The 26,161-nt window shown below is 35.4% G+C and carries 27 protein-coding genes; 6 read left to right on the top strand and 21 right to left on the bottom strand.

Features of this window, described 5'->3' with window-relative positions; genetic code table 11:
• Positions 1–598: 598 nt before the first annotated feature.
• The gene (locus ACYSNW_RS09875; RefSeq protein WP_461744326.1) at positions 599–1,387 is read right to left on the bottom strand and encodes a TraX family protein; all 789 of its coding nucleotides are present in this window, start codon (positions 1,385–1,387) and stop codon (positions 599–601) included.
• 445 nt (positions 1,388–1,832) lie between these two features.
• On the opposite strand from ACYSNW_RS09875, the gene ACYSNW_RS09870 reads away from it, so the two are divergent.
• Entirely contained in the window at positions 1,833–2,117 is a 285-nt protein-coding gene (locus tag ACYSNW_RS09870; protein WP_461744325.1) for a hypothetical protein, read from the top strand.
• Between the two features lie 168 nt (positions 2,118–2,285).
• On the opposite strand, the gene ftsY is transcribed toward ACYSNW_RS09870, so the two are convergent.
• From ftsY to ACYSNW_RS09820, 10 genes are all read right to left on the bottom strand, one after another.
• Entirely contained in the window at positions 2,286–3,584 is a 1,299-nt protein-coding gene (ftsY, locus tag ACYSNW_RS09865) for a signal recognition particle-docking protein FtsY (protein ID WP_461744324.1), read from the bottom strand.
• On the bottom strand, positions 3,585–4,412 hold the full coding sequence (locus ACYSNW_RS09860; RefSeq protein ID WP_461744322.1) for a Cof-type HAD-IIB family hydrolase: 828 nt from the start codon (positions 4,410–4,412) through the stop codon (positions 3,585–3,587).
• A gap of 22 nt (positions 4,413–4,434) precedes the next feature.
• Positions 4,435–8,013 carry a chromosome segregation protein SMC gene (smc, locus tag ACYSNW_RS09855; RefSeq protein WP_461744321.1) on the bottom strand — a complete coding sequence of 1,193 codons (3,579 nt, stop codon included), beginning with the start codon at positions 8,011–8,013 and terminating at the stop codon, positions 4,435–4,437.
• Between the two features lie 22 nt (positions 8,014–8,035).
• Positions 8,036–8,728 carry a ribonuclease III gene (gene rnc, locus ACYSNW_RS09850; RefSeq protein WP_461744320.1) on the bottom strand — a complete coding sequence of 231 codons (693 nt, stop codon included), beginning with the start codon at positions 8,726–8,728 and terminating at the stop codon, positions 8,036–8,038.
• A 352-nt stretch (positions 8,729–9,080) separates the two neighbouring features.
• A complete protein-coding gene (gene acpP / locus ACYSNW_RS09845) occupies positions 9,081–9,320 on the bottom strand; it encodes an acyl carrier protein (RefSeq protein WP_461744319.1) in 240 nt (79 codons plus the stop codon).
• A 137-nt stretch (positions 9,321–9,457) separates the two neighbouring features.
• Positions 9,458–10,459, bottom strand: a complete 1,002-nt coding sequence (gene plsX / locus ACYSNW_RS09840) for a phosphate acyltransferase PlsX (protein ID WP_461744318.1) — start codon at positions 10,457–10,459, stop codon at positions 9,458–9,460.
• A 177-nt stretch (positions 10,460–10,636) separates the two neighbouring features.
• On the bottom strand, positions 10,637–12,679 hold the full coding sequence (gene recG, locus ACYSNW_RS09835) for an ATP-dependent DNA helicase RecG (protein ID WP_461744317.1): 2,043 nt from the start codon (positions 12,677–12,679) through the stop codon (positions 10,637–10,639).
• 226 nt (positions 12,680–12,905) lie between these two features.
• Positions 12,906–14,588 carry a DAK2 domain-containing protein gene (locus tag ACYSNW_RS09830; protein WP_461744315.1) on the bottom strand — a complete coding sequence of 561 codons (1,683 nt, stop codon included), beginning with the start codon at positions 14,586–14,588 and terminating at the stop codon, positions 12,906–12,908.
• Between the two features lie 113 nt (positions 14,589–14,701).
• Positions 14,702–15,064 (bottom strand): Asp23/Gls24 family envelope stress response protein, encoded by a 363-nt coding sequence (locus ACYSNW_RS09825; RefSeq protein ID WP_461744314.1) that lies wholly within the window; start codon positions 15,062–15,064, stop codon positions 14,702–14,704.
• Positions 15,065–15,219: 155 nt separating this feature from the next.
• The gene (locus ACYSNW_RS09820) at positions 15,220–15,681 is read right to left on the bottom strand and encodes a DUF441 domain-containing protein (RefSeq protein WP_461744313.1); all 462 of its coding nucleotides are present in this window, start codon (positions 15,679–15,681) and stop codon (positions 15,220–15,222) included.
• Between the two features lie 285 nt (positions 15,682–15,966).
• Here ACYSNW_RS09820 and rpmB point away from each other — a divergent pair, with 285 nt between their 5' ends.
• The gene (gene rpmB, locus ACYSNW_RS09815) at positions 15,967–16,155 is read left to right on the top strand and encodes a 50S ribosomal protein L28 (RefSeq protein ID WP_010761898.1); all 189 of its coding nucleotides are present in this window, start codon (positions 15,967–15,969) and stop codon (positions 16,153–16,155) included.
• A gap of 44 nt (positions 16,156–16,199) precedes the next feature.
• On the opposite strand, the gene ACYSNW_RS09810 is transcribed toward rpmB, so the two are convergent.
• The 3 genes from ACYSNW_RS09810 to rsgA are packed head-to-tail and all read right to left on the bottom strand — an operon-like array spanning position 16,200 to position 18,402.
• Positions 16,200–16,841 carry a thiamine diphosphokinase gene (locus tag ACYSNW_RS09810; protein WP_461744312.1) on the bottom strand — a complete coding sequence of 214 codons (642 nt, stop codon included), beginning with the start codon at positions 16,839–16,841 and terminating at the stop codon, positions 16,200–16,202.
• Positions 16,841–17,491 carry a ribulose-phosphate 3-epimerase gene (gene rpe, locus ACYSNW_RS09805; protein WP_461744311.1) on the bottom strand — a complete coding sequence of 217 codons (651 nt, stop codon included), beginning with the start codon at positions 17,489–17,491 and terminating at the stop codon, positions 16,841–16,843. Before rpe ends, ACYSNW_RS09810 begins: the two co-directional genes overlap by 1 nt.
• A 5-nt stretch (positions 17,492–17,496) precedes the next feature.
• Entirely contained in the window at positions 17,497–18,402 is a 906-nt protein-coding gene (gene rsgA / locus ACYSNW_RS09800; protein ID WP_461744310.1) for a ribosome small subunit-dependent GTPase A, read from the bottom strand.
• Positions 18,403–18,778: 376 nt separating this feature from the next.
• Here rsgA and ACYSNW_RS09795 point away from each other — a divergent pair, with 376 nt between their 5' ends.
• The gene (locus ACYSNW_RS09795; protein WP_461744309.1) at positions 18,779–18,919 is read left to right on the top strand and encodes a hypothetical protein; all 141 of its coding nucleotides are present in this window, start codon (positions 18,779–18,781) and stop codon (positions 18,917–18,919) included.
• 4 nt (positions 18,920–18,923) lie between these two features.
• Entirely contained in the window at positions 18,924–19,307 is a 384-nt protein-coding gene (locus ACYSNW_RS09790; protein WP_461744308.1) for a PTS sugar transporter subunit IIA, read from the top strand.
• Between the two features lie 105 nt (positions 19,308–19,412).
• Here ACYSNW_RS09790 and ACYSNW_RS09785 read toward each other — a convergent pair whose 3' ends face one another.
• Genes ACYSNW_RS09785 through ACYSNW_RS09765 form a run of 5 tightly spaced genes read right to left on the bottom strand, consistent with a single transcriptional unit; the run spans position 19,413 to position 22,597 of the window.
• Positions 19,413–20,165: a class II aldolase/adducin family protein gene (locus ACYSNW_RS09785; protein WP_461744307.1), complete on the bottom strand. Its 753-nt coding sequence runs from the start codon at positions 20,163–20,165 to the stop codon at positions 19,413–19,415.
• Positions 20,165–20,425, bottom strand: coding sequence for a hypothetical protein (locus ACYSNW_RS09780; RefSeq protein ID WP_461744306.1), 261 nt, complete (start codon positions 20,423–20,425; stop codon positions 20,165–20,167). Before ACYSNW_RS09780 ends, ACYSNW_RS09785 begins: the two co-directional genes overlap by 1 nt.
• Positions 20,426–20,445: 20 nt before the next feature.
• Positions 20,446–21,795, bottom strand: a complete 1,350-nt coding sequence (locus tag ACYSNW_RS09775; protein WP_461744305.1) for a PTS galactitol transporter subunit IIC — start codon at positions 21,793–21,795, stop codon at positions 20,446–20,448.
• A 13-nt stretch (positions 21,796–21,808) separates the two neighbouring features.
• Positions 21,809–22,117, bottom strand: coding sequence for a PTS sugar transporter subunit IIB (locus ACYSNW_RS09770; protein ID WP_461744304.1), 309 nt, complete (start codon positions 22,115–22,117; stop codon positions 21,809–21,811).
• Between the two features lie 18 nt (positions 22,118–22,135).
• Positions 22,136–22,597, bottom strand: a complete 462-nt coding sequence (locus ACYSNW_RS09765) for a PTS sugar transporter subunit IIA (protein ID WP_461744303.1) — start codon at positions 22,595–22,597, stop codon at positions 22,136–22,138.
• Positions 22,598–22,789: 192 nt separating this feature from the next.
• Here ACYSNW_RS09765 and ACYSNW_RS09760 point away from each other — a divergent pair, with 192 nt between their 5' ends.
• Both ACYSNW_RS09760 and ACYSNW_RS09755 read left to right on the top strand, forming a co-directional pair.
• Positions 22,790–23,539 carry a DeoR/GlpR family DNA-binding transcription regulator gene (locus ACYSNW_RS09760; RefSeq protein ID WP_461744302.1) on the top strand — a complete coding sequence of 250 codons (750 nt, stop codon included), beginning with the start codon at positions 22,790–22,792 and terminating at the stop codon, positions 23,537–23,539.
• Between the two features lie 4 nt (positions 23,540–23,543).
• A complete protein-coding gene (locus tag ACYSNW_RS09755; protein WP_461744301.1) occupies positions 23,544–24,494 on the top strand; it encodes a 1-phosphofructokinase family hexose kinase in 951 nt (316 codons plus the stop codon).
• Positions 24,495–24,638: 144 nt separating this feature from the next.
• Here ACYSNW_RS09755 and ACYSNW_RS09750 read toward each other — a convergent pair whose 3' ends face one another.
• Both ACYSNW_RS09750 and ACYSNW_RS09745 read right to left on the bottom strand, forming a co-directional pair.
• Positions 24,639–25,157, bottom strand: coding sequence for a YjbQ family protein (locus tag ACYSNW_RS09750; protein WP_461744300.1), 519 nt, complete (start codon positions 25,155–25,157; stop codon positions 24,639–24,641).
• Between the two features lie 16 nt (positions 25,158–25,173).
• Positions 25,174–26,001 (bottom strand): class II fructose-bisphosphate aldolase, encoded by an 828-nt coding sequence (locus ACYSNW_RS09745; protein ID WP_461744299.1) that lies wholly within the window; start codon positions 25,999–26,001, stop codon positions 25,174–25,176.
• Between the last annotated feature and the right edge of the window lie 160 nt (positions 26,002–26,161).

Below are 26,161 nucleotides of genomic sequence, written 5' to 3'. Positions count from 1 at the left end.
TAATATTCCAACCTCTCTATTTATTACTCATCCAAAAATTATTGAATAAAATATGAAATAAATATAAAATGTTTTTGTATGTTGAAATAATACTATCTCATCATTATTTAAATGTCTATATAAAAAACGAATTATTTTTATCATTTTTTTTAACGATATATAAAAATAATGATAAAATAATTTATTTCAAAAGAAAAAAATAAAATATACAAACAAAAAAATGTTTTATATATATTTTTAAAAGGATATAATTATAACCAAATGTACTTTTATTCATATCTAAAAATGTAAATTTTTTTTAAAAAAACAAAATATTAATAACGTTTGTTTTTTTTTAGATATAAAACATATCCAACACTAATTAAACACAATTTTATTGATATTTTAAAAAAATTTAAAAAATCACAAAAGATATTTTATTCCCATGCATTAAAAAAAATACTCTCCTTTCAATAATTCACATTTTTTTAATCTACACACTAAAACTATCTATAATTTAAAGAAACGCTAAATCACAAAATTTCTTCTGTGTTTTAACGTTTCTATCTAAAAAATTTAATTATTTATTTGTCTATTAAATAAAATAACTAATTCAATCTTAATGCATATAAATATACGCAGAAATCAAATATAGAATCCAAATATGCAATGGATAAAAGAAATAGAAGAAGTTTCTCATCCCTTTACCTTTTTGACCATTAAACAATGCAATTGGAACAATCGCAAAAATCATCATCCACTGTATTACCCCTAAAGAAAAATAATAGCACGCGGTCAAAGCAATCAATGAACATTGTAACGAAAGATGTTTTCTTGTTATATACATCAACGGAATCAGCAACACTCTAATATTATTTTCGGTAAATAGTAACGATGGAACAAAATTACCAATCCAAACAGACGCCATAATTGTTGAAGGATTCATCATCAATAGAGTCAAAATCCAAGATGTAATAAACGGAAAGGAAATTGCAATAATACCAAATAAAATAGTACTCGTTTTTTTAGTTGAAACGCCTGTAGTTATTTTATCGATTCCATACATCATTAAACTTCCAACTAATAAGTCACGGAAAATATTATTCATCAATTGAACTTCTTCATAGCCAACTATTTTTTGTAGCATAAAACTTCCTAAGGTCATTACAACCATTCCGATATATAGCCGCAAAAGATACTTTTCTTTGCTTCTTGTGTGACTAAATCCAACTACACTTACAAAGAAAAAAATGGTAGCAACGGGTCTGCCAAACCAATCCAACCAATTTGGTGCTCCCATAGGCACAAACATTTGATGAATATGATCGATAAACATCAAGATAATTCCTATCATTTTCAAGTCAAAGGTTGTTAGTCCATTAAATTTATTTTTCGTTAAACTATTCAATTATTTCATCTCCTCATTTATTGATTTATCCTAGTATAGCTATTTTAAATATTTTTCAACATTGATTTATCTTTCAGGTGACTATCAATTTTGTTATATTATAATCATTGAATTAGAATAAACCGACTAAATAATATTTTTTAAAAAATTTATTATAATAAAATTAAAAAGGGTAAAAATACTTAATAAAAGGGGTAATAGGGATAAAAAGATGAAACATGGGGGCATTTGTTTATTTTTAAGTCTATTAATTTTTGTAGTTTGTGAGAAAGAAAGTAAGAGTGCTGAGAATAATTCTAGTAATACTAAAAAAGAACATACATAACAAGCTACTTCGACAACTTCGACCCGCCAAAGAGAATCAAGAGCAAAAAGCGTCGAGTCGACAAAGACGATAGAAAATTCTAATAGTACAGATTCTAGCAATACAAGCCCACTTTCACTTATGATTGTGGTCGCGCAATCACAAATAGCAACAATCAAAGAGCAAGTAGGGGATTTGTATACCGATATTACAATAACCGAAAAGGATAATGATACCATTATTTACACTTATTATTTAGCACAAGATGCAGGGTTCGATTTTGATACTGACGCGCTTAAACCAATTTTTGTAAAACAATTAGAGCCAATTATTAATTCAGTGAAGAGTATGGTATCAGATATCAAAATGCAAGTTATTTTCATCAACCCTGACGGTTCAGAAACAATTAATATGACCTATACATAAGACGATGCTAATGCACTTTAGTAAGTCGAAATTCATAAATTCATATGGACAGGAACAATTCGTTAAAGTTAGCAATTAAAAAGAAGAAACGTGTATTTACAAAAATCAGTAAAACAATTTTTATAAATACACGTTTTTTACGTTGTAAGCTTCTGTCTCAAGCTCTTATTAATCTTCTATTTTTAATAATCCTTTAAATAGACCAATTGCAAAATCATTTGCATCAAACGGTTCTAAATCATCGATTCCTTCACCTAGACCAACTAATTTGACTGGTAAATGGAGTTCATTTCGAATCGCAAGAACAATCCCACCTTTGGCAGTTCCATCTAATTTAGTCAAAACAAGCCCAGTGACATCTGTCGTTTCTTTAAATTGCTTGGCTTGAGATAACGCATTTTGCCCCGTTGTCGCATCGACTACTAACAACACTTCATGTGGTGCATCGGGGATTTCACGTTGAATCACTCGTTTAATTTTTTCTAACTCTTTCATTAAATTCACTTTATTCTGTAAACGCCCAGCTGTATCCACTAGTAGAATATCTGCTTGCTCTGCCTTTGCTCGCTCTACAGCATCAAATACCACAGCCGCAGGATCGCCGCCTGCATTGCCACGAACTACTTCTACATCAGCACGTTCGCCCCAAACCACTAATTGATCGATAGCTCCCGCTCTAAAGGTGTCCGCCGCTGCCATCAACACTTTTTTCCCTGCTTGTTTGTATTCATGTGCTAACTTTCCGATACTGGTTGTTTTCCCCACACCGTTAACACCTACAAAAAGCATAACTGTCAAACCATCTTTTTGAATATTCAATGCGTTATTTTCTTCTACGCCCTCAGCTTCATATAAATCAACCATTTTTTCAATGATTGTATTTTGGATTGCTGCTGGTTTTTTAGCATTTTTTAGTTTCACTTCTTGACGTAAAGATTCGGTAATTTTGATTGATGTATCAAAACCAACATCGGCACCAATCAACGTTTCTTCTAATTCTTCAAAGAAATCTTCATCGACTGAACGGAAATTCGCAAATAATTCATTCAAACGTTGCCCGAATGTTTTTCTCGTTTTTTCCAGTCCTTTTTCATATTTTTCTTGAACGATGGTTTCTTCTGGAGACTCATCTACCGTTTCTGGAATTACTTCTGCTACGATTTCTGGTACCGATTCTTGTACTGGTTCAGGTATCGTTTCCTTTGCAATTTCAGCTATTTCTTGTTCTTCACTATCTATTGACGGAACTTCAATAACTTCACTCTCTACAATTTGTTTAGCTGGTTCTGTCAGTTTTTCCGAGTCAGTTGTCTCAGTTTCTAGTTCGATTTGTTTTTCCGACTCAACGCTTTCTGAAGTTTCAGGATTCAGCACGGAGTCTTCTTGGGTTTCAGAAGATTCAATCTCGGAAGGTTGCTCTTTTTTTTCATTCATAAAGGCTTTTTTTATTTTATCAAAAAATCCCATTTATTTTCCACCTTTCAACGGATCTAAGACATAGGTTTCCACCACTTTTGCTACACCATCACGATCATTTGTATCGGTAATAACTTGCGCAGCCGCTTTAACTTCTGGCACAGCATTTTCCATGGCAACACCTAATCCCGCATATTCAATCATCGGCAAATCATTCTCTTCATCACCAATCGTCATGATTTCTTCTTGTTTGATTCCTAAATCTTTAGCTAACAGAGAAATCCCATATGCTTTTGTGATTCCTTTTGGCATAAATTCCAATAAATTTTTTCTTGTTTTAATGACCTCATAACGATCATAGAATTCACTCGGTATTTTTTTTATTTGTTCATCTAAATACTCTGCCTCTAAAGCAACCACCGCTTTATTATAGACTCCGTCCGCTGATAATTGTTCCAGTTGAGCGGCTTCAAATGTCAATAAATTGTTCAACTCACTATAAATAGAAGGATAGTCTGGAGAAGAAGGTAATTGTAAAACCAATCCATCCGATAAAACATCTAACGGAACATTCAATACCACCGCCAATTCGTGTAGTTCATGAATATCTTCTAATGGCATTAATGCTTTTTCCATGATTTCACCAGATTCATTCTTTTGCACTAAACCGCCATTGAATGTAATGCTATAATCTCCATTATCGCGTAAACCAAGCTCTTCTAAATAGACTTCGATTGCTTTTAAAGGACGACCAGTGCAAAGAACGACTTTGACTCCAGCAGCTTTTGCTTCCATCAAAGCAGTTTTACTACGTAGAGAAATTTCTTTTTTGCTATCTAGTAAGGTTCCATCTAAATCGATTGCGATTAATTTAATCATTTCTTTTCCTCCTATCACTAAACTAAATTTCTGCTGAAATGGCGCCGCCTTCTTTAACATCTTCCAAACGGACCGAAACAATTTTCGAAACACCAGATTCTTGCATCGTTACACCATACAACACATCCGAAGCTTCCATAGTTCCTTTACGATGCGTTACGACAATAAATTGCGTATCATCTTCAAATTCACCTAAATAATGACCAAATCGCGAAACGTTGGCATCATCCAAGGCCGCTTCTACCTCATCCAACACACAGAACGGTACTGGACGAACACGGATAATCGAAAACAGTAAAGCGATTGCCGTTAAGGCACGCTCGCCACCAGAAAGTAAGCTCAAATTTTGTAATTTTTTTCCAGGTGGTTGGGCTTCAATTTCAACCCCTGTATTCAGTAGATCTTCTGGATTCGTCAAAATCAACTCCGCACGTCCACCACCAAACATATTAGGGAAAACTTGCTTAAACTGATTACGAATCGCTTCAAAAACTTCACTAAAGCGAATTTTAACTTCCTGATCCATTTCATCCATTGTTTCAAATAACTGGTCTTTAGCATCCAACAAATCATCTCTTTGGGAGACCAAAAATTCATGTCGTTCATTGACTTGCTCGTATTGTTCAATGGCATTGATATTAACTGGACCCAAGCGCTCAATTTCACGTTTCAAGCGTTTAACCTCTGTTTTTGCTTCTTCTTTTTCAGTCGTTCGCGGATAATCCAATATTGCTCGTTCAAACGTCAAACTATACTCTTCTTGCAAATATTGCAGAGAATTGTCTAACTTGATTTCTGCACGATTTTTCTCGACTTCGATTTTTGTTTGTTCACCCAATAATTGTTGTTGTAATTTATTTTCTTCGGCTAAACTACTATCGATTTGGTCTACTTTATCTTGCAAACCATGTCGTGTGCGTTTAGCTTCTCCAATGCTGACTTGTAAAGCTTCTTTTTTCTCAGCTAGTTGTTCCAACTGAACAGCTAAGCTTTCTTCTGTCACTTGATGATCCGAATGATTACTATTTAATTGTTCCAACTGTTGACGAAGAGCTGTTTCTCTAGCCAATAATTCATCTAAAAGCCCTTGCTTTTCATCGCTTTGTTGTGTCAAATGGTTCATTTGTTCGACGACAACTGCTTGTTCTGCTTGAACTTGATTTAATTTTTCTAAGGCTCCTGTCTTCAATTCTTCCATCTGACTCGCTTCTTGATCCACTTGTTTCATTTCTTGATCCAAGCGATTCTTTGTTTGAGCTAGTTCTTCCTGCTGTTCTACTAGCTCTTCTTTTTTGATTTGATAATCGGTCAAGAATTGGTGTAGTTCTTTGGTTTCAAACTCAAATAAACGTTTTTCCTTCGTTAAACGAGTCAGCATCTCTTCTTGATTCGTCACTTTATTTTGTAATTCTTGTTGTTTCAAACGACTGGTTTCACCCGTTGTACGTAAATGCTCTAATGCTTCATTGATTTGTTTTACTTCGGTTGTCAATTGCTGAACTTCTCGCTCAACCAGAGTCAACTGCTGTTCTAAGCGTTCCATTTGTTCGGTAATGTTTTGCAACTCTTGCGTTTGAGAAAACAGACTTCCCTGATTGCCTTTTTTGTTCGCTCCACCAGTCATAGAACCACCCGAGTTCATAACATCTCCTTCTAAAGAAACCACTCGGTATTGATAATTAACTAATTTCGCTAATTGATTCGCTGTTTCCAAATTTTCAGCAATTAAGGTTACACCTAATAAATTCTGAATCACATTACTAACTGAATCAGCGTAGCCCACGATGTCACTAGCAATCCCCAAAAAACCAGGCACATTTTTTACTCGATCACGAACGGCATTCGATAGCGATCGTGGTTTGATTGTTGTTAGCGGTAAAAATGTTGCTCGACCACTATGCTGTTGTTTTAGAAAAGTGATTCCGGCACGACCGTCTTTTTCATTTTCTACAACGACATGTTGCGCTGCTCCGCCAAGTGCTGTTTCAATCGCTACGGTAAATTTCGTTGGTACCTCGATTAATTCAGCAACCGCTCCAACAATTCCTGAAAGTTGTTCTTTATGCTTTAAAACCGCTCGAACTCCATGATAAAAACCAGAGTAATTTTCTTGAATCTCTTGCAAACTTTTTTGACGTGCTTTCGCTTGTTGAACTTGGTTCATTGCTTGGTACATCAATTTCTGTTTCTGATTCAATACTTCTTGCTTTTGTTCTAATTGTTGTTTTTGCTGAGCATATTGGCTTCGCTGATCACTTAATGCTTGTTCCGATTCTGCTAATTGTTTTGTGAGTTCCTCTTTTTGAATCAGCGCATCCGCCATTTGTTGCTCAAGTAATTCATGTTTTTCAACTGATTGTTGATTTTTAGCTGTTTCTTGTTGATATTGACGTTCCAAATATTTTAGATCATTCGTTGTGTTGGCTTGTTGTTGCATCACTTCAACGTACTGACTACGTAATTCTTCTAATAATTCTTTGGAAGATTTACTGTATTTTTCGACGTTTAATTCTGCTTCTTGAAGTGCATTCACTAATTGTTGTTTCACTTCATTTTTTTCAGTAATCGTTGATTGAATCTCTCTAATTTCTTCTCGATAACGAGTGATTTTTGCAGCATTTTCATCTAATGATTGCTGGTATTCACTTGTTGTTTGCAAATTGTGTTTGGACCGTTCGATTAAAACGTCTTTTTGTCCTTCTGTTTGCTTTAACGCTTCTGTTACATGAAGCAATTGTTGTTGTTCTTTTTCAATTTGTTCGTCCACTTTGTTTCGCTGACTTCTTAATTGGAAAAGTTGGTCTTCTGAGTCACGAATTTGTTTGCTCGCAGAAGTCAGTTTTTCTGCTATTTCGTCCAATTCTAAACTCTTTGCTTCCCAAATTTGTTTTGCTGCTTCGATTTCAGTGACCGTCAAGCTAACATCCACTTTCGTCAATGTTTCCTTAAGCCTTAAAAACTCCTTCGCCGCCTCGCTTTGCGCAGCTAGAGGAGTTAATTGGTCTTCTAATTCATAAATAATATCTTGAACACGACTCAAATTATCTTCTGTTTCGAAGAGTTTTTGTTCCGCTTTTTTCTTTCTTTGCTTATATTTCAATACGCCAGCCGCTTCTTCAAAAATCCCACGACGATCCTCAGGTTTACTATTAAAAATCGCTTCAACTTTCCCTTGTGAAATAATCGAGAACGATTCTTTTCCTAATCCTGAGTCCATAAATAAATCTTGGATATCTTTTAACCGACAGCCTTGTTTATTAATAAAGAAATCACTTTCTCCTGTCCGACGATATCGACGTGTAACACTAATCTCCGTGAAATCCAATGGCAAATAATGATCACTGTTATCTAACACAACAGTCACTTCTGCAATATTGAGTGATTTTCGACCTTCCGAACCAGCAAAAATAATATCTGGCATTTTACCGCCACGAAGACTTTTAGCTGACTGCTCGCCTAAAACCCAACGAATTGCTTCTGTAATATTACTTTTGCCACTCCCATTCGGTCCGACTACAGCGGTCACGCCATTTTCAAACTCTATCACCGTTCGATCCGCAAAAGATTTAAATCCTGCGATCTCTATTCGTTTCAAATGCACAGATACACTGCTCCTTCCAAACCTACTTAGAAATGTCTTTTAACGCGCGTTCTGCGGCATCCTGTTCAGCTAACTTCTTAGATCTGCCTTGACCCGTTCCAATCAGTGTATTATCAACATACACTTCAATAGAAAAAATACGGTCATGGGCAGGCCCTTCTTCTTTGATCAAGCGATACTCGATCGTTACGTCTCCTTGACGTTGTAAAACTTCTTGTAAATGTGTTTTATGATCCATCTCATGTGAAAAAGCACCGGCATCGATTTTGGGAAAAATAACTTGAGCAATAAACTTTTTAGCAGTTCCTGCTTTTTGATCTAAATACAACGCACCTAAAAACGATTCAAATAGATCACATAGTAAAGAAGGACGATTTCGCCCACCAGAATTTTCTTCTCCTTTTCCAAGCAGAACATATTGATCAAAATGGCATTCTTTAGCAAACTTAGATAAACTGTCCTCTCGAACAATTGCTGAGCGCATTTTTGTCAACTTTCCTTCGGGTAAATCTGGAAATTCTTCATATAAATATTGAGAAACAACTAGTTCTAATACTGCATCTCCTAAAAATTCTAAACGTTCATTGTCGGATAATTTTAAATATCGATGCTCATTCACATAGGATGAATGAGTAAAAGCCTGTTCTAGTAGGTTAGCATCATGGAAAACAACGCCGTAACGCTCTTTCAATTCCGTAGTTAACTGATTGTCCATTCTCCACATTCCTTTAATTTTATTTACAGTCCTTACTATTATACTTTTTTTTCGTCTATTTTTAAATGGTTGTCCTTATAAAAACAACGAAAAGACCACTTCTCTAACTATTTTATCAGAGAACAATTAATTTTTTGGCTATTTTTTTAAATTAAAGCTAATTTGTTACTAAATCGATTCATTTTCTATGTAAATTTACTTTATTTACTCTATACAGCAAAAAAGGGCTGAGATATAACTCTTTGAGTCACATCCTCAGGCCCATAAAATCAAAGTAACCATTAAAGCTATTTTCTTATTCTAACTAGCTAAATAATTCCTCGCAACTAGCTCGAGAGTGAATCTGTGTATGTTACAAATGATTAACGATATAATCAGTCGCAGCACCAACGGTTTCAATCTTTTCTGCATCTTCATCAGAAATCTCCGTTCCAAATTCATCTTCCAGTTCTAAAACAAATTCCATCACGCTGATTGAATCTGCATTTAAGTCGTCCTTAATATTTAATTGATCTGTCACATTTTCAGCTTCAATATCAAAGTGGTTCGAGATAATCTTCGCTACTTTTCCAAATACTTCTTCACGAGTCAACTGTATTCACCTCCACTATTTTGAAAAAAGTTGTCTTAAAAAAGTACAACGCTATGATACATTGTACTCAGAAAAAGCAAATTTGTCCATCTTTTTTTCAAATTAATAACAGAAATATTGCAATCACGTTGCAGTCCTTAATTATTAACTTGTTCATAATGAGTGACTAATTGTTTGACAACATCTGTTTCTAACATTGTGTGAATTTGGCGAATCGTATATTTCACAGCTTCTGGACCAGTCGAACCATGCGTTTTGATTACAGGAGCTTTAAGTCCAAAAAGAACTGCGCCACCGTGTTTTGAATAGTCCATTTCATTTTTCATCCCACGCAAAGCATCCTTTAGCAGCATCGCTCCTACTTTCCCTTTGACACCCTCAGCTAAAATTGATTTTTTCAACAAGTCCATCATATTCAGAGCCGTACCCTCAATTGATTTCAACACAGCATTTCCAGTAAATCCATCTGTCACAACGACATCCGCCACACCAGTTAGCAAATCACGCGCTTCCACATTTCCGATAAAATTAATGCCCGCTTCTTCAGAAAGTAGTTCAAACGCTTTTTTCGTCAATTCGCTACCTTTTGTTTCTTCTGTTCCATTATTTAAAAGTCCTACTCTTGGATTTTTAATTTTACGTACTTTTTCCGCATAAAACGTTCCTAAAACAGCATACTGTGCTAAATGTTCTGGTTTATTATCGGCATTCGCTCCTAAATCCATCATATCAAAGCCACCATCGACTTGCCCAATGACTGGCATTGTAGACATCAAGCCAGGTCGCTCAACATTTTTGATTCTGCCAACAATAAATAGACCTGCTGCCAACAAGGCTCCTGTATTTCCTGCTGAAAAAATCGCATCCGCTTCTCCATCCTTGACGGCTTGCGCCGCTAAAACCATTGAAGCAGTCTTCTTTCTTCGAATCGCTTTAACAGGTTCATCATCACTATTAATTTTTTCATCCGTATGAATAATCGTTACATTTTTTTCATCTGTCACATATTTTCGAATTTCAGCTTCTTTTCCATATAATAAAAATTCAATAGCAGGAAACTCCTGCTTTGCCAACATAATTCCTTCTACAATCGCTTGTGGAGCATTGTCTCCACCCATTGCGTCAACTGCAATTTTCATAGAACCGTTCCTCCTAAATCATTTACAAAAACTAGTATAACATATCGAAAAGTGAAGAGAAGCGTTTAAACTTTGAGTAAATTAGGAAAAGGGACGAAAGAGGCTTTTTCTCTTTCGATCCTTTTATCTATTTACCGAAAAGTTTGCTACACTTAATCTAAATTAGGAAACATTACCTTAATCAAAAAAGCGCTGTTCTGCATCGTCTGGTTTGATACGTTCAGCTAAACCACTATAATCAGGCAGATGCCACCAGTTTTTCTTTTGCCAAATTTGGCTAGCTTCTTGTCTTGCTACTTCTAAAATATTAAAATCTGCAACAATATCACCAATTAAAAATTGCGGGATTCCTGATTGGCGCGCACCGAAAACTTCTCCTGGTCCGCGTAATTCTAAGTCTTTTTCACTTAAAACAAAACCATTATTTGTTTCCGTCATAATTTTCATCCGTTCAGCGCCCATTTCATTCTTTGGATTCGCAACTAAAATACAATATGATGCTTCTGAACCACGCCCTACACGTCCACGTAATTGATGCAATTGAGCCAACCCAAAACGATCCGCATCCATAATCAACATAACCGTCGCGTTTGGTACATTTACACCTACTTCAATAACAGTAGTCGAGACCAATAATTGCAATCGGTTTTCTTTAAACTCCTGCATAATCTCATCTTTTTCTTGATTTTTCATTTTCCCATGCAATAACCCTACTTGATAGGTTGGATTAAAGTAAGCAGACATATGTTCAAATATTTCTGTAGCATTTTTTACATCCAATGCTTCTGATTCTTCAATTAAGGGACAAATAATATACGCTTGATGTCCAACTTGTAATTCTTTTCCCATCCATTCCAACACAGTATCTAGCTGTGGCGGACGAACCCAACGTGTCTCAATCGGAATTCTTCCTGCTGGCATTTCATCAATAATCGAAACATCCATTTCACCATAAGCCGTGATAGCTAACGTTCGAGGAATTGGCGTAGCTGTCATAAACAAAACATCTGGTTGCAAACCTTTTTCTCTTAAAATCTTTCGTTGATTCACGCCAAATCGATGCTGTTCATCCGTGATTACTAATCCTAAACGATGAAAAACAACATCTTCTTGAATCAACGCATGGGTTCCAATAATAATATCGATTTCCCCAGAGGCTAATTGAGCTAAAATTTTTCTTCGTTCTTTTGTTTTTGTTGAACCAGTTAACAAAGCCGTTCGCACTTCTAACGGATCATATAATTGTTGTAAACTTTCCATATGTTGTTGCGCAAGAATTTCCGTCGGTACCATCAACGCACCTTGAAATCCCGCGGTCATTACTGCATAAAGAGCAACTGCTGCAACAACTGTTTTTCCACTTCCTACATCTCCTTGTAGCAATCGCTGCATATGTTGCGGACTCATCAAGTCGCGACAGATTTCATTGGTCACTTTTTTTTGTGCTGCAGTCAGTGTAAAGGGCAACTTTTGTGTAAATTGTTTTAAACGTTCAACATCATAATGAATCGACAAACCATTTTTTTCAGCTTTTTCTTGTTTTTTAAGCCCTTGAAGCTTCATTTGAAATAGCAAAAATTCTTCAAAAACAATTCGTCTTTTTGCTTGATGACTTTCTTCTGGATTAACAGGAAAATGCATCGCAAACATTGCTTCTTTTCTAGGCATCAAACGATACTTTTCAATCAATTCTAATGGCAAAATTTCTTCAATCAAAGTCCCATATTTTTCAAATGCTGTTCGAATCAATTGGACTAAACTACTTTGCCGTACTTTTTTATTCACATGATAAATGGGGGCAAAATCTTCGCCATCATTTTTAGCGGCTAAAATTTTCATACCATTCAATGATTTTTTCTTGGCGTCCCATTTCCCATACACCGCTATTTCTTCTGACAAAATCACTTTATCTTTTAAATAAGGTTGATTGAAAAAAGAAACATTAATTATTGCATGATCTTGCATCATACGGAAGGTCAACCGACTCTTCTTGTACCCAAAACGGCTAAGTACCGCTTCTGAAACGACCAAACCTTTCAACGTAACTTTTTCCTGATCCTGAATTTCATTTAAATCTTTTTCTTGAATATCTTCATAACGAAATGGATAGTAAGCAAGTAAATCTTCTACCGTTTCAATCCCTAACTCTTTTAAATTATCCGCTCGTTTCGGTCCTACTCCAGGCAATACACCAATTGGATCAAATAGATTCATTTCCATCCTCCTCTCATCATTAGTTACGCAAATCAGCTTATTTTGAAAAATTTTAGGTAAAACTAATGAAATAATTCTACATCATTTTTTCACACAGACTCTAACTAAATAATACGATAAAAAAAGGGTTGGACAGAAGTTTTTCATTTTAAAAACAAGAAGTCCGTACATTTTTTGTACAGAGTTACTTGTTATTTCAAAATGAAATACTGCTGCCGCAACCTTATAGTTTTTATTCAGCTGAGAATAGGTATGGATAAACAGGCTGATCACCAACATGAAGTTCTGTTTCAAGATCTTCATTGTCAGCAGTTATCGCTTCAATCATTTTTTCGGCTTCTTTCATAGTTCCACCTTCGCCAACAATAATCGTTACGATTTCTGTTTCTTCATCAATCATTTGGTTTAATGTAGCTAAAGAAGCTTGGAAAATATCAGGTTCTGAAACAACGATTTTTCCGTCAATCATTCCTAAGAAGTCATCCTTTTTGATTTCTACATTATCGATTGTCGTGTCACGAACAGCGGTTGTCACTTGTCCACTGATTACACTTTCAATCATCTCAGTCATGTTTGCTTGATTTTCTTCAAGTGTTTGATGGTCATTGAATGCCAACAAAGCGGTCATCCCTTGAGAAATTGTTTTCGTAGGAACAACGGCTACCGGAACATCTGCCACTTCTGCTGCTTGATCTGCTGCCATAAAGATATTTTTATTGTTCGGTAAAATCAATACTTGTTCAGCATTTACTTCTTTCACTGCTTTCAAGATGTCTTCTGTACTTGGATTCATTGTTTGACCGCCACTAATGATATAGCTAGCTCCTAAACTTTTGAATAATTCTTGGATTCCTTTACCTGCAGCAATCGCAATCACAGCATAAGGAACTCGTTCAGCTTGAGCAATTGCTGATTGTGCTACTTTTTCATCATGCTCAACTAATGTCTCGTGCTGCAAACGCATATTATCTACTTTGATTTTTACCAATGAGCCGAATTTTTGTCCATAATTCATGACTTCTCCTGGATGTTCTGTATGCACATGAACTTTGATGATTTCATCATCATTAACTACCAGTAATGAGTCTCCTAATTCGTTCAAGTAATTTCTAAATGTCTCATAATCAAAGGTACTGTCCACTGTAGGACCTTCACCGATTTGAACCATAATTTCAGTACAGTAACCGAATTTAATATCTTCAGTCGCTACATGACCACTGACACCACGATGATGTTCAGCATTGACCATTTCATCCATTTCTACAGGTGATGGTTCATAAATTTCAGAAGCTGAAAACTCACCAGATAATACTTCTAAAAAGCCTTCGTAAATGAAAAGTAAGCCTTGTCCGCCACTATCCACTACACCCACTTCTTTTAAAACAGGTAAAAGATCTGGTGTTTTAGCTAATGCACGTTTCGCGCCTTTAACAACGGCAGTCATGACTTCAACACAGTCATCGCTTTCTTTTGCCTTACGTTCACCAGAACGTGCAGCTTCTCTTGAAACAGTTAAAATCGTTCCTTCAACAGGTTTCATCACTGCTTTATAAGCCGTTTCCACCCCATGAGTGAACGCTGCTGCTAAATCTTTGGCGTTTAAGGTTGTCACTTCAGGAATTTGTTTAGAAAATCCACGGAACAATTGCGATAAAATAACGCCGGAATTCCCGCGCGCACCCATCAATAGTCCTTTTGAAAGAACCGTTGCTAGTTCGCCGACTTTCTCAGAACGAGAGTCAGCAACCGCTTTAGCTCCGCTAGTCATCGATAAATTCATATTTGTACCTGTATCTCCATCGGGAACAGGGAAAACATTCAAAGAATTGACATATTCTGCGTTTGCATGCAAACGACTTGCGCCTGCCTGAACCATTTCTTGGAACTGACTTGCACTAATTTCTGTTACATTCACCTAAAAAATCCTCCTTTAGATTTACCGTTGCGTAGAAAAGTGACTCAAACATTCGTTATCTGAATGGTTATAGCTAGAAAGCTAGACACTTACTCATCGCTAACAGTAGTTGCCTAGTCAGGCAACACACGGACACCTTGAACAAAGACGTTGACAGAGTTAGCTGACACACCAAGTAACGTTTCAAGATTATATTTTACTTTTTCTTGTACATTTCTAGAAACTTCTGAAATTTTTGTTCCATAACTAACGATCGTATACACGTCAACAGCGACACCATTTTCTTCTTGTCGAACTACTACGCCACGAGAATAATTCTCCTTACGTAAAATATCATTTAAATTGTCTTTAATTTGGTTTTTACTTGCCATTCCGACAATTCCGTAAATATCTGTAGTAGCTCCGCCAACTACTGTAGCGATAACTTCGTTGGAAATCTCGATGGTCCCAGCAGGCGTTTTAATTTTTACAGCCATTGATGAAAGCCTCCTTCAAAGAGCACTCTTGCCCTATTTTCTTCCATAACATTTTAACATAGCTAGGCACTAATGAAAAGAAAGGAAGTTAGTTAATGATAGTTCCTCTAATCAATTTAAGATTTGCTTATCATTTCACAATAAGCCTTTGTCACCTATTTTGTCCAAAAAAACTGAATCGCTGTCATCACATAGTAGGTAATTCCTGAAGCAATGATTGGACCTGCAGCGATGCCTTTAAAGAAAACAACGCCAATGATTGTTCCTAAAACCAAAGTCACTGTCACTTCTGGTGAATCAGCAATCAAATGAACACCTTTACTAGAGAGGATGGCAACTAATCCGCCACAAAATAGCGCAACCCAACCAAGAGGTGTTTTTACTGAATCAAGTAAATCCTGAAAACCGATATCTCCTTTAGCTATAGGAACCAAAATCGCCACAGAAATAACCGTCACTCCCCAGTTGATTCCTTTACTTCCTATTAAATCCAAAATTTTACTTGATTGTGGCAGTAATTTTATCAGCAAAACAATTCCCGTTGCGATTAATAAACTTTGATTTTTAGCAGTCCAAGCAACAATTAGAATAATTCCTAAAAATAACCAACTTCCCATCATCCATCCTCCTTTTCAAGTTTAATCACAGTCTTCATTTCAGTGTCGATTCTACCGTAATTCATGCAAAATCACAACTTAGGAAATAAAAAAGGTAAAAATACGAATCCTCTTCAAACTAATTTTCCTCTGCTAAGTCTTATTTGTGTTTCCCTAATTACTAAATTTCCACTTATTTCAACAACCTACAAATTCCCCTTGCATCTCCTTGCATTTTATGTTAAATTATTTTAGTATGAGCTGAAAATAAACGCTCCGATATCAAAGCAAAGGAGGAAACTAAAAATGGCAAAAGTATGTTACTTTACTGGTCGTAAGACAAGCAGCGGCAATAACCGCTCACATGCAATGAACGCTACTAAACGTACTGTTAAACCTAACTTGCAAAAAGTTCGCGTATTAATAGACGGTAAACCTAAAAAAGTTTGGGTGTCAACTCGTGCTTTGAAATCTGGTAAAATCGAGCGTGTTTAATAAAACTAGTTAAAAAGCTGAACGCATTTTGCGCTCAGCTTTTTTTATTTGTCTTTACTTTGAATCACAGCAATCGTACCTGACTCAAAGCTAAATTTTGCAGTTTTGCGAATAAATTCATTGCTAGCAAACGATGTTGGTTGCTCTGTACATTCATTATTCAATAGATATTTACTTTCTCTTAATGTCAAATTCGTAACTGGCGTTAAACAGACATACGCTAGATAATTCATGCCTGATTCTTGGGTTACAACATGCGTCCCCGGTTCATAATAATCAATTGTATTTTGATGATCTTTTATTCGAATACACTCCATATAAGGTTGGAATCTTGGTTCCAATGGCAACCATAGATTGGCTAAGAAATGATCGATTCGACCTCCTGTTGCACCAATAATGGTTACTTTTGCTTCCGGAAATGTCTTAAATGCCAGTGCTAAGGCTAATTGCGTATCCGTATCATCTTTTTCAGACTGCGCAGTATGTAGCTTTTTAGCTTCTTTTACAACTTGAGCATATTCTGCTTTTGAAAGAGAATCAAAATCTCCCACCGCTAAATCTAACGGCCAGTCCCTTTCAATCAAATATAAGCTTCCTCGGTCAATTCCTACAAAATAGTCGTATTTTTCTTTATCAATCAATGGCCATTTATTAGGATTACCGCCTGCAACCAGTAATATTTCCATTAATCCAACACTGCTCTAAGCGCGTCAATTCGATCTTTAGGACTTTCAGAATTATAAATATACGAACCGGCAACAAATACATCTGCTCCTGCTTCTTTACAACGCTTCGCAGTTTCAGGTACAATCCCGCCATCAACTTCAATTTCATAAGTATAGCCTTTTGTTTCTTTCCATTCTTTTAATTGAGCTATCTTATCTAGTGAACTTTCAATAAATGATTGTCCGCCAAAACCTGGATTTACCGTCATAATTAATACTAAATCGGCTAAATCCAGCACATGTTCAATCGCACAAAGCGGTGTCCCAGGATTAATGACCACACCTGCTTTAACACCAGACGCTTTGATCATTTGCATCGCACGGTGAATATGCGGCGTTGCTTCTTGATGAACAGTAATAATGTCCGCTCCTGCTTTAGCAAAGGCATCAACATAATTTTCAGGATCAACAATCATTAAATGAACATCCAACGGTAATTTTGTCACTGGACGAATGGCAGAAACCACATTTGGACCTAACGTAATATTTGGAACAAATTGACCATCCATCACATCTACGTGAATATAGTCTGCCCCTAACTTTTCGACTAATTGAATATCTCTTTCTAAATTGGCAAAATCGGCACTTAATATTGACGGTGCTATTTTCATCAAAATCACTCCTTCTTCTTTTTATATATTGGTCTACGGTTTTCTATTTCTAATAAAAACTGTAGATAATTATCATAACGGCTTCGAGCAATTGTTCCAGCTTCAACACGGCGTTTCACTTCGCAGTTTGGTTCTTTACGATGCATACATTCGCGGAACTTACAATCTACGGAAGCGACTAAAAATTCAGGAAATTGTTTTGGTAAATCAACTGCACTCATTTCTAAAAAATCAATCGAACTAAAACCAGGTGTATCTGCAACTAACCCTTCATACAAGGGAATTAACTCCACATGTCGTGTTGTATGTTTTCCTCGACCGAGCGATTCTGAAATACTGGCCGTTGCTAATTGTAATTCAGGTGAAATTTTATTTAACAACGTAGATTTTCCTGCTCCTGATTGTCCCATAAAAACAGTCAATTGTTCTGGGAAATACTGCTCCAATTCCGTTATAGCACGACGATCCTCTTTTTGGCTGGCCGCAATCACAGGATAACCAATTTGACGATACACATTCAGCACATCAGCTAATTGTTCAAGCCCAGCTTGATCTAATAAATCGATTTTCGTTAAATAAATAATTGGTCGGATTTCTTTATCTTCCAATGTCACTAAAAAACGATCCAAAAGATTATACGAAAAATTCGGCTCCACCATGCTCATCACGACGACCCCTTGATCGACGTTAGCGATTGGCGGGCGAACTAATTCATTATGTCGCGGAAAAATTTCCAATAGGTACCCGTCTGTCAGATTATCGCTTTCAAAAAAAACGTTATCTCCAACCAGCGGAGTGATGTTTCGATTGCGAAAATTCCCTCTTGCTCTAGTCTGATACGTTTCTCTATCAGAATATATGTAATAAAAACCACTTAACGCTTTTCTAATTTGGCCTTTCATCAACGTCACCTCCTAGATTCAACTATCCTCATCCATTTTAGCATAAATCAGCAAAAAAGAGCGTAGATATCTAGAAAACAAAGAAACTATTTCGATATTAAGGGATAGTCAAAAACGTTTCGGGGTATTTGAATGTTTCAAACACCGCCTAGTTGAAAAAGCGCGATTCATGGTGATAAGGAGAATTCATTATATAATAGAAGTAGCAATTAGCCATTCTGGTCACGTTTGAATTTTCACAGTAACTCCCTTATACCAGATTTTATTTCCATTCAATTAGTCCGTTCAGCGTTCCCCATACTATTGGCGACAAAAATTGTCCCGCATTTTTATTTTATCCATTATATACTTTGAACATAATCTACTAGGCCAAGGAGATTTTATTATGGAAACCAATCGATTGAGTTTACTTTACAATATTGAAAACATTTACAACGAAAACAAACTAGGTTCTACTGATTATCAATTAGCTAAATTCTTATTGGATTACTATACCGAAATTCCTTCATTTAGAAAAAGTGGATGACGATATGTTCTCTAAAAAAATGATAGGAGAAGGCATTGCAATTGAACCAGCAGAAGGCATTTTATACGCTCCTGCGGACGGTACAATAGTAATGACTACAGCAACCAACCATGCAATTGGTCTTAAAACAAATGATGGAATTGAACTTTTGATCCATGTCGGAATTGATACCGTTAGTCTAAACGGAGAATACATGAGAACACTGGTTAACGAAAATAGTTTTGCAACTAAAGGAACCCCTTTGCTCTCCTTTGATCTTGATACGCTTAAGGCAATGAATATTGATATGATTACACCTGTTATCGTCACAAATACTAATCAATCCATTGCTTTACCGACAATGGAAGAGAAGGTTTCTTCTGGAGACTATCTTTTCTCAGTAGAATAAACAACTAGTTTCCAAATCATAAAAATCCCCGAACTCGTACAACATGAGCTATACGAGTTCGGGGTCAATCATTCTATTTTACATCACAGTTGCTTGCGCTTTAATCTAGTCGCCACCTGCTGCAATTTTATCTTTATTATATATCGCTACTTTATTTTTCAAATCTTCCAACGTACCAACCTTTTTGCCTTTTGAATAAAAACCATCCAATAAGCCGACTGATTGAAACATTGCTTGTTTATAAGCAATTTCCGCATTCCACTCTACAGTATCTAAGATTTGTAGGGCCTTGTGAATCGCTTCAGAACCAGAATTTCCTGGCGCATTGATTAGAACTCCATGACTATCTAACAAAAGCATATGTGGTAATTCTAATTTATTTTCTTTGATATAATCACTCGTAATTTTCGCTAATTCTTCCGAACAGTTTGGTGCAAATTCCATCACTGGAACAGCTTTTACTTTCTGAGTTGCTTCTGTTAAGTTTGGCATTGGAATCCCACTAGTTGCCCAAAACATCGCATTTGGCGCATGGGCATGCAAAACTGCTTTAATTTCTGGATTACTTTCATAAACAGCTTTATGCATATTGATTTCTCGCGTCAATTTCCCAACACCATCAATTACTTCGGTCGTTTCTGGGTCTACCACTAAAACTTGAGCAGGGGATAAATTACCTAAATAAGCTTCTGACATCATTGTTGGAGTCATAATAATATATTCTTTTCCTGCTTCATCTGTTGTCTTAAATGAAAAATTTCCGCCAGCAACATTGGTATTTTTTCGATCGAAAATCACTTTGACTACTTTAGCCATATCCAATCGTTCTTGTTCAAATAACATTCTTCCATCACTCATTATTCATTACTTCCTTTCTTAAATAGTCTACCTTCTTGGATAATTGTTCTTGTCGCAGTATTGATTTCTTCACCTTGACGTTTCTTCCATTCTCTCTTTTTATTATATTCACTAAAAATGACTTGATCACCATATTTATAAATACAAATTGCTAGTAAAATCACTAGTACATTTAACAATGGTTGCGCATAACTTAACGATAAAACAAACAATGAGATAGCTAAGAGAAGCAATACATACCAAAAGAATTTCGTTTTCACTCAATCATCCCTCCTACTTTTTATTCATATTTTTTACTTGGAACATCTACTGTTTTCATGTACTTATTCAACAAATAGAACAATCCTAAAAAGACCACAACACCAATGATTGCTGGAATATTTTTGTTAAATGCTTCCGCAAATAGAATACGAAATTCGGGTCCTTCAATCGATGACCACGTAATCAATTGCCCTGCTTTATGCCCTTCTACGGCACCCGTTTGATCTGCTAAACCTGTTAAAATTGGTGCTAAATAAGTAGCGGAATACAGATAAATCGGAATCGTTAGCACACCTAGAACCAGCATTCTCAATAAATTCCCACCTGTTAACAACAATCCACCTACTGCAATCGAATAATTAATGATTCCAGCTAAAGGCAATACTTGGTTTCCTGGCAAAATAATCGCAAATAAAATCGTAATTGGCACTAATAAAATCGCCGTTACCCAAACTTCAGATCTTCCCGCTAAAATCGGCCAATCCAAGCCAATAAACACTTCTTTATCTTTAAATCGTTTCTTCATAAATTCAGACATTGCATCCGCTAATGGAGATAACGCCTGCATAAACATTTTTGAGATCATCGGGAATAAAGCCATTGCTGTTGCGACTTGGATCGCTAAATTAAGTGAACCTGAGATTCCGTAAGCAGAAGCAAACCCTAATCCTAATCCGATAATAAAGCCCATCACTGAGTTCTCTGAAAAAATACCGATTTTTTTCTTCAGTGAATTGGTGTCGAATTTTTTGTTGAAGAATGGAATTTTATCCATTAGCCAATTAAACGGAAACATCAATACCGCCGAAGAAGTCATAAAATGCGTCACTGTTACAAGCGGAATACCCGTTAAATCTTGAATATGTTTTTGGAACATATCTCCTAGTTTCAATTCTAGGATCACTTGAACAATTGCGACGATAAACCCTGCAACTAAACTTCCAGAAACAAAGTAAACAAGATACGCAGTCAGAGCCTTTCCCCAAACATTCCACATATCAACGTTCAATGTTTTCGTTAAATTAAGAACCAACATTAAAAAGTTCACACCAATCGTGACCGCAAAGAAAACAAAAGCGTACGCCCAAGACCAAGTAATACTGGCCGCTCCAGTCCATCCTAAATCTAAAGCAGGCAAGTTGATCCCTGTATTCGAAGCCATCGCTTCAGAGGCGGGACCCACAGCATTGGTCATATAACCAATCACCATCGACATTCCACTGAAGGCAATTCCTAACGTTAACGCTGACATAAATGCTTTACTGAATTTCATACCAGCAATTAAACCTAAAATCAAAATAATTAATGGAACAAAAATTGCTGAACCTAACCCTAATATATAATTAATAGCTGTTTGAAATAGTTCCATGAGAATCCTCCTACTAAGAATTATTTTTAATATCCGCTACAATTGATTCGTAAATCTCATCCATACCCATTCCTGTTAAAAAAGGAATCCCTGGATATACTTTGATTGCCAACTCTTGAGCCTTCGCTAACACTTCTTCATCTGGTTGAGCAATGTACACATAAATTCCTGCGTCAGGCAATTCATTTAAAATTGATTTGTAATCTACTGCTTCAACTTTAAAATCTACACCGTCATTATCCAACATACTCGAAATCTTACTGGCAATCGTTTGACTGGTCGCTACTCCACTACCACATGCTACAATCAATTTTTGTTTCATTCTAATTCTCCTCCTGTTTTATATATTGGTTTGAAATAAATCAATGATTTCCTTTTTAGAGTCCATTTTTTTGAAACTGCTTACAAAATCACTGTCCATAAATAAATTCATAAATGCTTGCAACAAACCAACTTGTTCTCTTGGATTCTTGATTCCCAAGAAAAACAAATTCTGTACATCCATTTCTTGGTTATCACCCATTTGCTTAAATTTAATAGGAGCATTTAATCTACAAATAAAAACAAACGGTTTCTTTATCACTTGTGGATCTGTATGAGGTAACGCAATATTCATATTTTGGGTGATTAAACCAGTTGGAAATCTCTCCTCTCTACTGATTAAACTTTCTAAATAATGATCATCAACATATTCTTTTTTTCTTAACTCTTGATAGATAGAATTAAAAATGTCGAGTTGATCAGATTTCGAAACATTTAAATCAATTAAATTAATATTAAACATATCCGCATATTGACTCATATTAGTCTCCTTTCTAAAAAATGATTGTTTTTGTTCATATTTGTATTATAATGTTTGTATTAGTTAATTGTCAACGCTTTATTTTCATTTTTATGTTATATTTTGTTAAAACACTTTCATTCAATTGCTTTTTTGTTCGAAAATGTTTATAATTTAGAAAACTATGTTTAATTAATTCCAAGGGGGGATTATATGTTAAAAGAGCAACGATGGGATGATATTATCAATATTGTTCAAAAAAATGAATTTATTACTATAAAAGATTTATCAAACGAACTAAATGTCTCCGAAATGACCATTCGAAGAGATGTTAACTATTTAGCAAAAGAAAACAAAGTAGAAAAACTGCGCGGGGGAATCAAAGTAATTGAGGCATCATTTCCCGAATTAAGCACAGAAGAAAAAATCATCAAAAATATTGATGAGAAGAAATATATCGGAACTATTATTAATTCACTGATTAAAGATGGAGATACCGTCTTTTTAGGCCCTGGAACAACCATCCTTTACGGCTTAGACTATATTGATAAAGAGAATTTAACCATTGTTACTAATAGTTTATTAGTATTGTTAGAAATGAAGAAACGCTATCGCTGCATTTTAACCGGGGGTGAATTTTTTAATAAGACCGAAGAATTTATCGGAGACATCGCAAATAGAGCCTTTGATAACTTAAATATCAATATTTCTTTTATTGCTACTAATGGTGTTTATAACAACAATATTACTACCTCAAAACAATTTGAAGGAAATGTTCAGAATTGTGCGATTAATCATTCTCAGACAAATTGTTTAGTTCTTGATAGTTCAAAATTTAATAAAGCGGATATTTATACCTTCAATACACTTTCTAATCTCGATTACTTAATTACTGATTGGAAAATTTCTGATGAGGACTTTAAAAATTACTCACAATTCACGACGATTGTAAAGGAGAACTAATTTTATGATATTAACCATTACTATGAATCCTTCAATTGATTATATTTATTTACTTAATACTCTGACACTAGGAAAAGTAAATCGCGTAAAATCACCACAAATTGACATTGGCGGTAAAGGTATCAATGCGGCTAGAGCAGCCAATTTATCGGGAGCCGATGTAGTTTTAACTGGTTTTTTGGGAGGAACTAACGGACGATTTGCCGAAGAAAAATTAGCAGAAGAAACCTTTAGACAAATCAGTATGATCTCTGTCGATGGCGAAACAAGAAATGCGGTCACACTCATGCACGATGCCAATACACACACCGAGATTGTTGAAGAAGGACCAAAAGTAAGTGATAAAAATATCCTAGAACTAATGGAAATGATTAAAACAATTTGTTCAACTTTTGATATCACAACAATTTGCATTAACGGATCAGTTAACTCGACACAAGAAAATATTTTTCCAAAATTAATTGAAGTAATCCGCACCAAAATCAGTCCAAAAATACCAATTTTAGTGGATGTTGCTCGACAATATTTAGATGAGTTATTAAAAGAAACGACCTATATTCCCAACTTTATTAAACCTAATATTCATGAAATCAGCGATATTGCTAGAAAGGAATTTTCACAAAAAACTGATTTGATTGATTATGTTTGTTCTTATGATTTCAATAACATCGAAACAGTCATGATTAGTTGTGGCGCAGAAGGAGCTATCTTTAAAACTCAAGATTCGATATATGATATCTCTATTCCTAAAATAGAGATTCTAAACCCTACTGGTTCTGGAGATGCAACTGTAGGTGGCTATGCTTATGCGCTAGAAAATAATTTCCCACTTGAAGATCGGATCAAATATGCAATGGCATGCGGAATGTCTAATGCACAACACCAACGGGTAGGATTTATTAATAAAGAAAATGTAGCTACTTTTATGGAGCAGATAACAATTTACAAACTATGATGGAATGCATTTTTTAAAATTTTATTTTCCATCTATCCTATCTTAAAATCACCTTATTCAGAACACAAAAAAAGTAAGATAAAACCAGCAGTAAATGGCTCTATCTTACTTTTTTACATTTTTAATAATTAAAAGCGATTACACTCATTCTCCCATAATCATAATATTGATTTTTCTGTTTCGTTCTCGATTTTGATCCCAATCAATAAAATAAATATAACCCACGGATCCAATAAGTAACTTATTATCTTTCAAAATGAACGTCTTTTCTGGGCCAAATATTGACGCACGAATATGAGCATCTCCGTTCAAGATAGTTGCAGGATCTGCTGGAAATTCTGGATGATCCTTTGCTATTTCTTCTAAAAATTCAACATGTTTCGGTCCTGGGTACAGATAATCAGATTCTGTAAGTTGACGGGGAATGATTTTATCTAGAATTCTATTTAGATCTACTTGAATCAATTCATCACCATTCCAATCAACATCATGGACATATTCTTCAAATATTACAGAACACGTCGTATGTGAAGTAGAAACCACACAAAATCCGTTCTCTAGTTTCGTTTCTTCTACAAATCGCTTAACATCCTCTGTAATATTAACATAGGTTGCTCTCTTACCATTAGAGGTTACAGTTAATTCTTTATGCTTAATCACCATGTTCTAAAATTCCTTTCTACTTAGTCTGGAATAGCTGATAATAATGGTCGAGAATTTTTTCCATCCCAAGAGCTGCTTCTTTTTTTAAATCCAAATAATTTTTTGGTTCGCTTTCTTTAATACTATTGTATGCACCATTGATTAAATCAGTAAAAATATTAATTTTTGAAATGCCATGAGTAGCACAGTATGCCAGATTTTTATCGCCTGAAGAAGAACCTCCATGTAAAACAAGTGGAATTGTAACTTTTTCAGAAATTTCATTCAGACGTTCAAAATTTAACTTCGGCGTTCCTTTGTACGTTCCATGAGCAGTTCCAATAGAAACGGCAAGAGAGTCAATATTCGTTTGTTCAACAAAAGTTACAACATCAGCCACTTCAGTATAGATAGAATCAGTCATCGACTGGCTTTCATAATTTTCTCCAGCACCGACATGCCCCAATTCAGCTTCCACAGTCACATCAAATTGATGTGCATATTTAGCAATTTCTTTTGAAAGTTGTATATTTCGCTCAAAGGATTCTGTTGATGCATCTATCATAACCGAAGTAAACCCAAGTTCAATAGCTCTATGAATAAAAGCTACGTCTTGACCATGATCGAGATGCAACGCTACTGGAACAGTCGCTTTCTTTGCCAAATATTTTCCTATTAAAGCAGCTTCTTCTAAGGGAAGTAATTCTTCATGCGCTTGAGCAAAGGGTAAGATAAGAGGTAACTTTCTTCTTTCAGCTAGTTGAACATAACATCGTGCTGAGTCTAAATCAATAAAATTGGGTGCGGGTACTGCATACTTCTTTTTCTTCGCTTCAGATAAAATTTGTTTTGAATTAACTAACATAACCATTCCTTCTTTTCTTATTTTTTCACTATCTTTTCGAACAATAATTATCTGAAAACTTGAATATAACCGTTATAAAAGTTTAATAAAAAACTTTGCTTATCGTTCAAGCTATTCTTCTGTTAACTAGTTGAGGTTGGGAAAAAGTGAATAACTCCGA

The sequence above is a fragment of the Enterococcus sp. LJL99 genome (assembly GCF_054871725.1).
Note: the sequence above shows the minus strand (reverse complement) of the source record. Positions and strands in the feature narration are given on the sequence as shown.

Coding starts and splice junctions, on each gene's coding strand:
- ACYSNW_RS09870 (WP_461744325.1), top strand. CDS start 1,833: ATGATTGTGGTCGCGCAATCACAAATAGCAACAATCAAAGAGCAAGTA.
- ftsY (WP_461744324.1), bottom strand. CDS start 3,584: ATGGGATTTTTTGATAAAATAAAAAAAGCCTTTATGAATGAAAAAAAA.
- ACYSNW_RS09860 (WP_461744322.1), bottom strand. CDS start 4,412: ATGATTAAATTAATCGCAATCGATTTAGATGGAACCTTACTAGATAGC.
- rnc (WP_461744320.1), bottom strand. CDS start 8,728: ATGGACAATCAGTTAACTACGGAATTGAAAGAGCGTTACGGCGTTGTT.
- plsX (WP_461744318.1), bottom strand. CDS start 10,459: ATGAAAATTGCAGTTGACGCAATGGGTGGAGACAATGCTCCACAAGCG.
- recG (WP_461744317.1), bottom strand. CDS start 12,679: ATGGAAATGAATCTATTTGATCCAATTGGTGTATTGCCTGGAGTAGGA.
- ACYSNW_RS09825 (WP_461744314.1), bottom strand. CDS start 15,064: ATGGCTGTAAAAATTAAAACGCCTGCTGGGACCATCGAGATTTCCAAC.
- ACYSNW_RS09820 (WP_461744313.1), bottom strand. CDS start 15,681: ATGGGAAGTTGGTTATTTTTAGGAATTATTCTAATTGTTGCTTGGACT.
- rpmB (WP_010761898.1), top strand. CDS start 15,967: ATGGCAAAAGTATGTTACTTTACTGGTCGTAAGACAAGCAGCGGCAAT.
- ACYSNW_RS09810 (WP_461744312.1), bottom strand. CDS start 16,841: ATGGAAATATTACTGGTTGCAGGCGGTAATCCTAATAAATGGCCATTG.
- rpe (WP_461744311.1), bottom strand. CDS start 17,491: ATGAAAATAGCACCGTCAATATTAAGTGCCGATTTTGCCAATTTAGAA.
- ACYSNW_RS09795 (WP_461744309.1), top strand. CDS start 18,779: ATGGAAACCAATCGATTGAGTTTACTTTACAATATTGAAAACATTTAC.
- ACYSNW_RS09790 (WP_461744308.1), top strand. CDS start 18,924: ATGTTCTCTAAAAAAATGATAGGAGAAGGCATTGCAATTGAACCAGCA.
- ACYSNW_RS09785 (WP_461744307.1), bottom strand. CDS start 20,165: ATGAGTGATGGAAGAATGTTATTTGAACAAGAACGATTGGATATGGCT.
- ACYSNW_RS09775 (WP_461744305.1), bottom strand. CDS start 21,795: ATGGAACTATTTCAAACAGCTATTAATTATATATTAGGGTTAGGTTCA.
- ACYSNW_RS09770 (WP_461744304.1), bottom strand. CDS start 22,117: ATGAAACAAAAATTGATTGTAGCATGTGGTAGTGGAGTAGCGACCAGT.
- ACYSNW_RS09765 (WP_461744303.1), bottom strand. CDS start 22,597: ATGAGTCAATATGCGGATATGTTTAATATTAATTTAATTGATTTAAAT.
- ACYSNW_RS09760 (WP_461744302.1), top strand. CDS start 22,790: ATGTTAAAAGAGCAACGATGGGATGATATTATCAATATTGTTCAAAAA.
- ACYSNW_RS09755 (WP_461744301.1), top strand. CDS start 23,544: ATGATATTAACCATTACTATGAATCCTTCAATTGATTATATTTATTTA.
- ACYSNW_RS09750 (WP_461744300.1), bottom strand. CDS start 25,157: ATGGTGATTAAGCATAAAGAATTAACTGTAACCTCTAATGGTAAGAGA.
- ACYSNW_RS09745 (WP_461744299.1), bottom strand. CDS start 26,001: ATGTTAGTTAATTCAAAACAAATTTTATCTGAAGCGAAGAAAAAGAAG.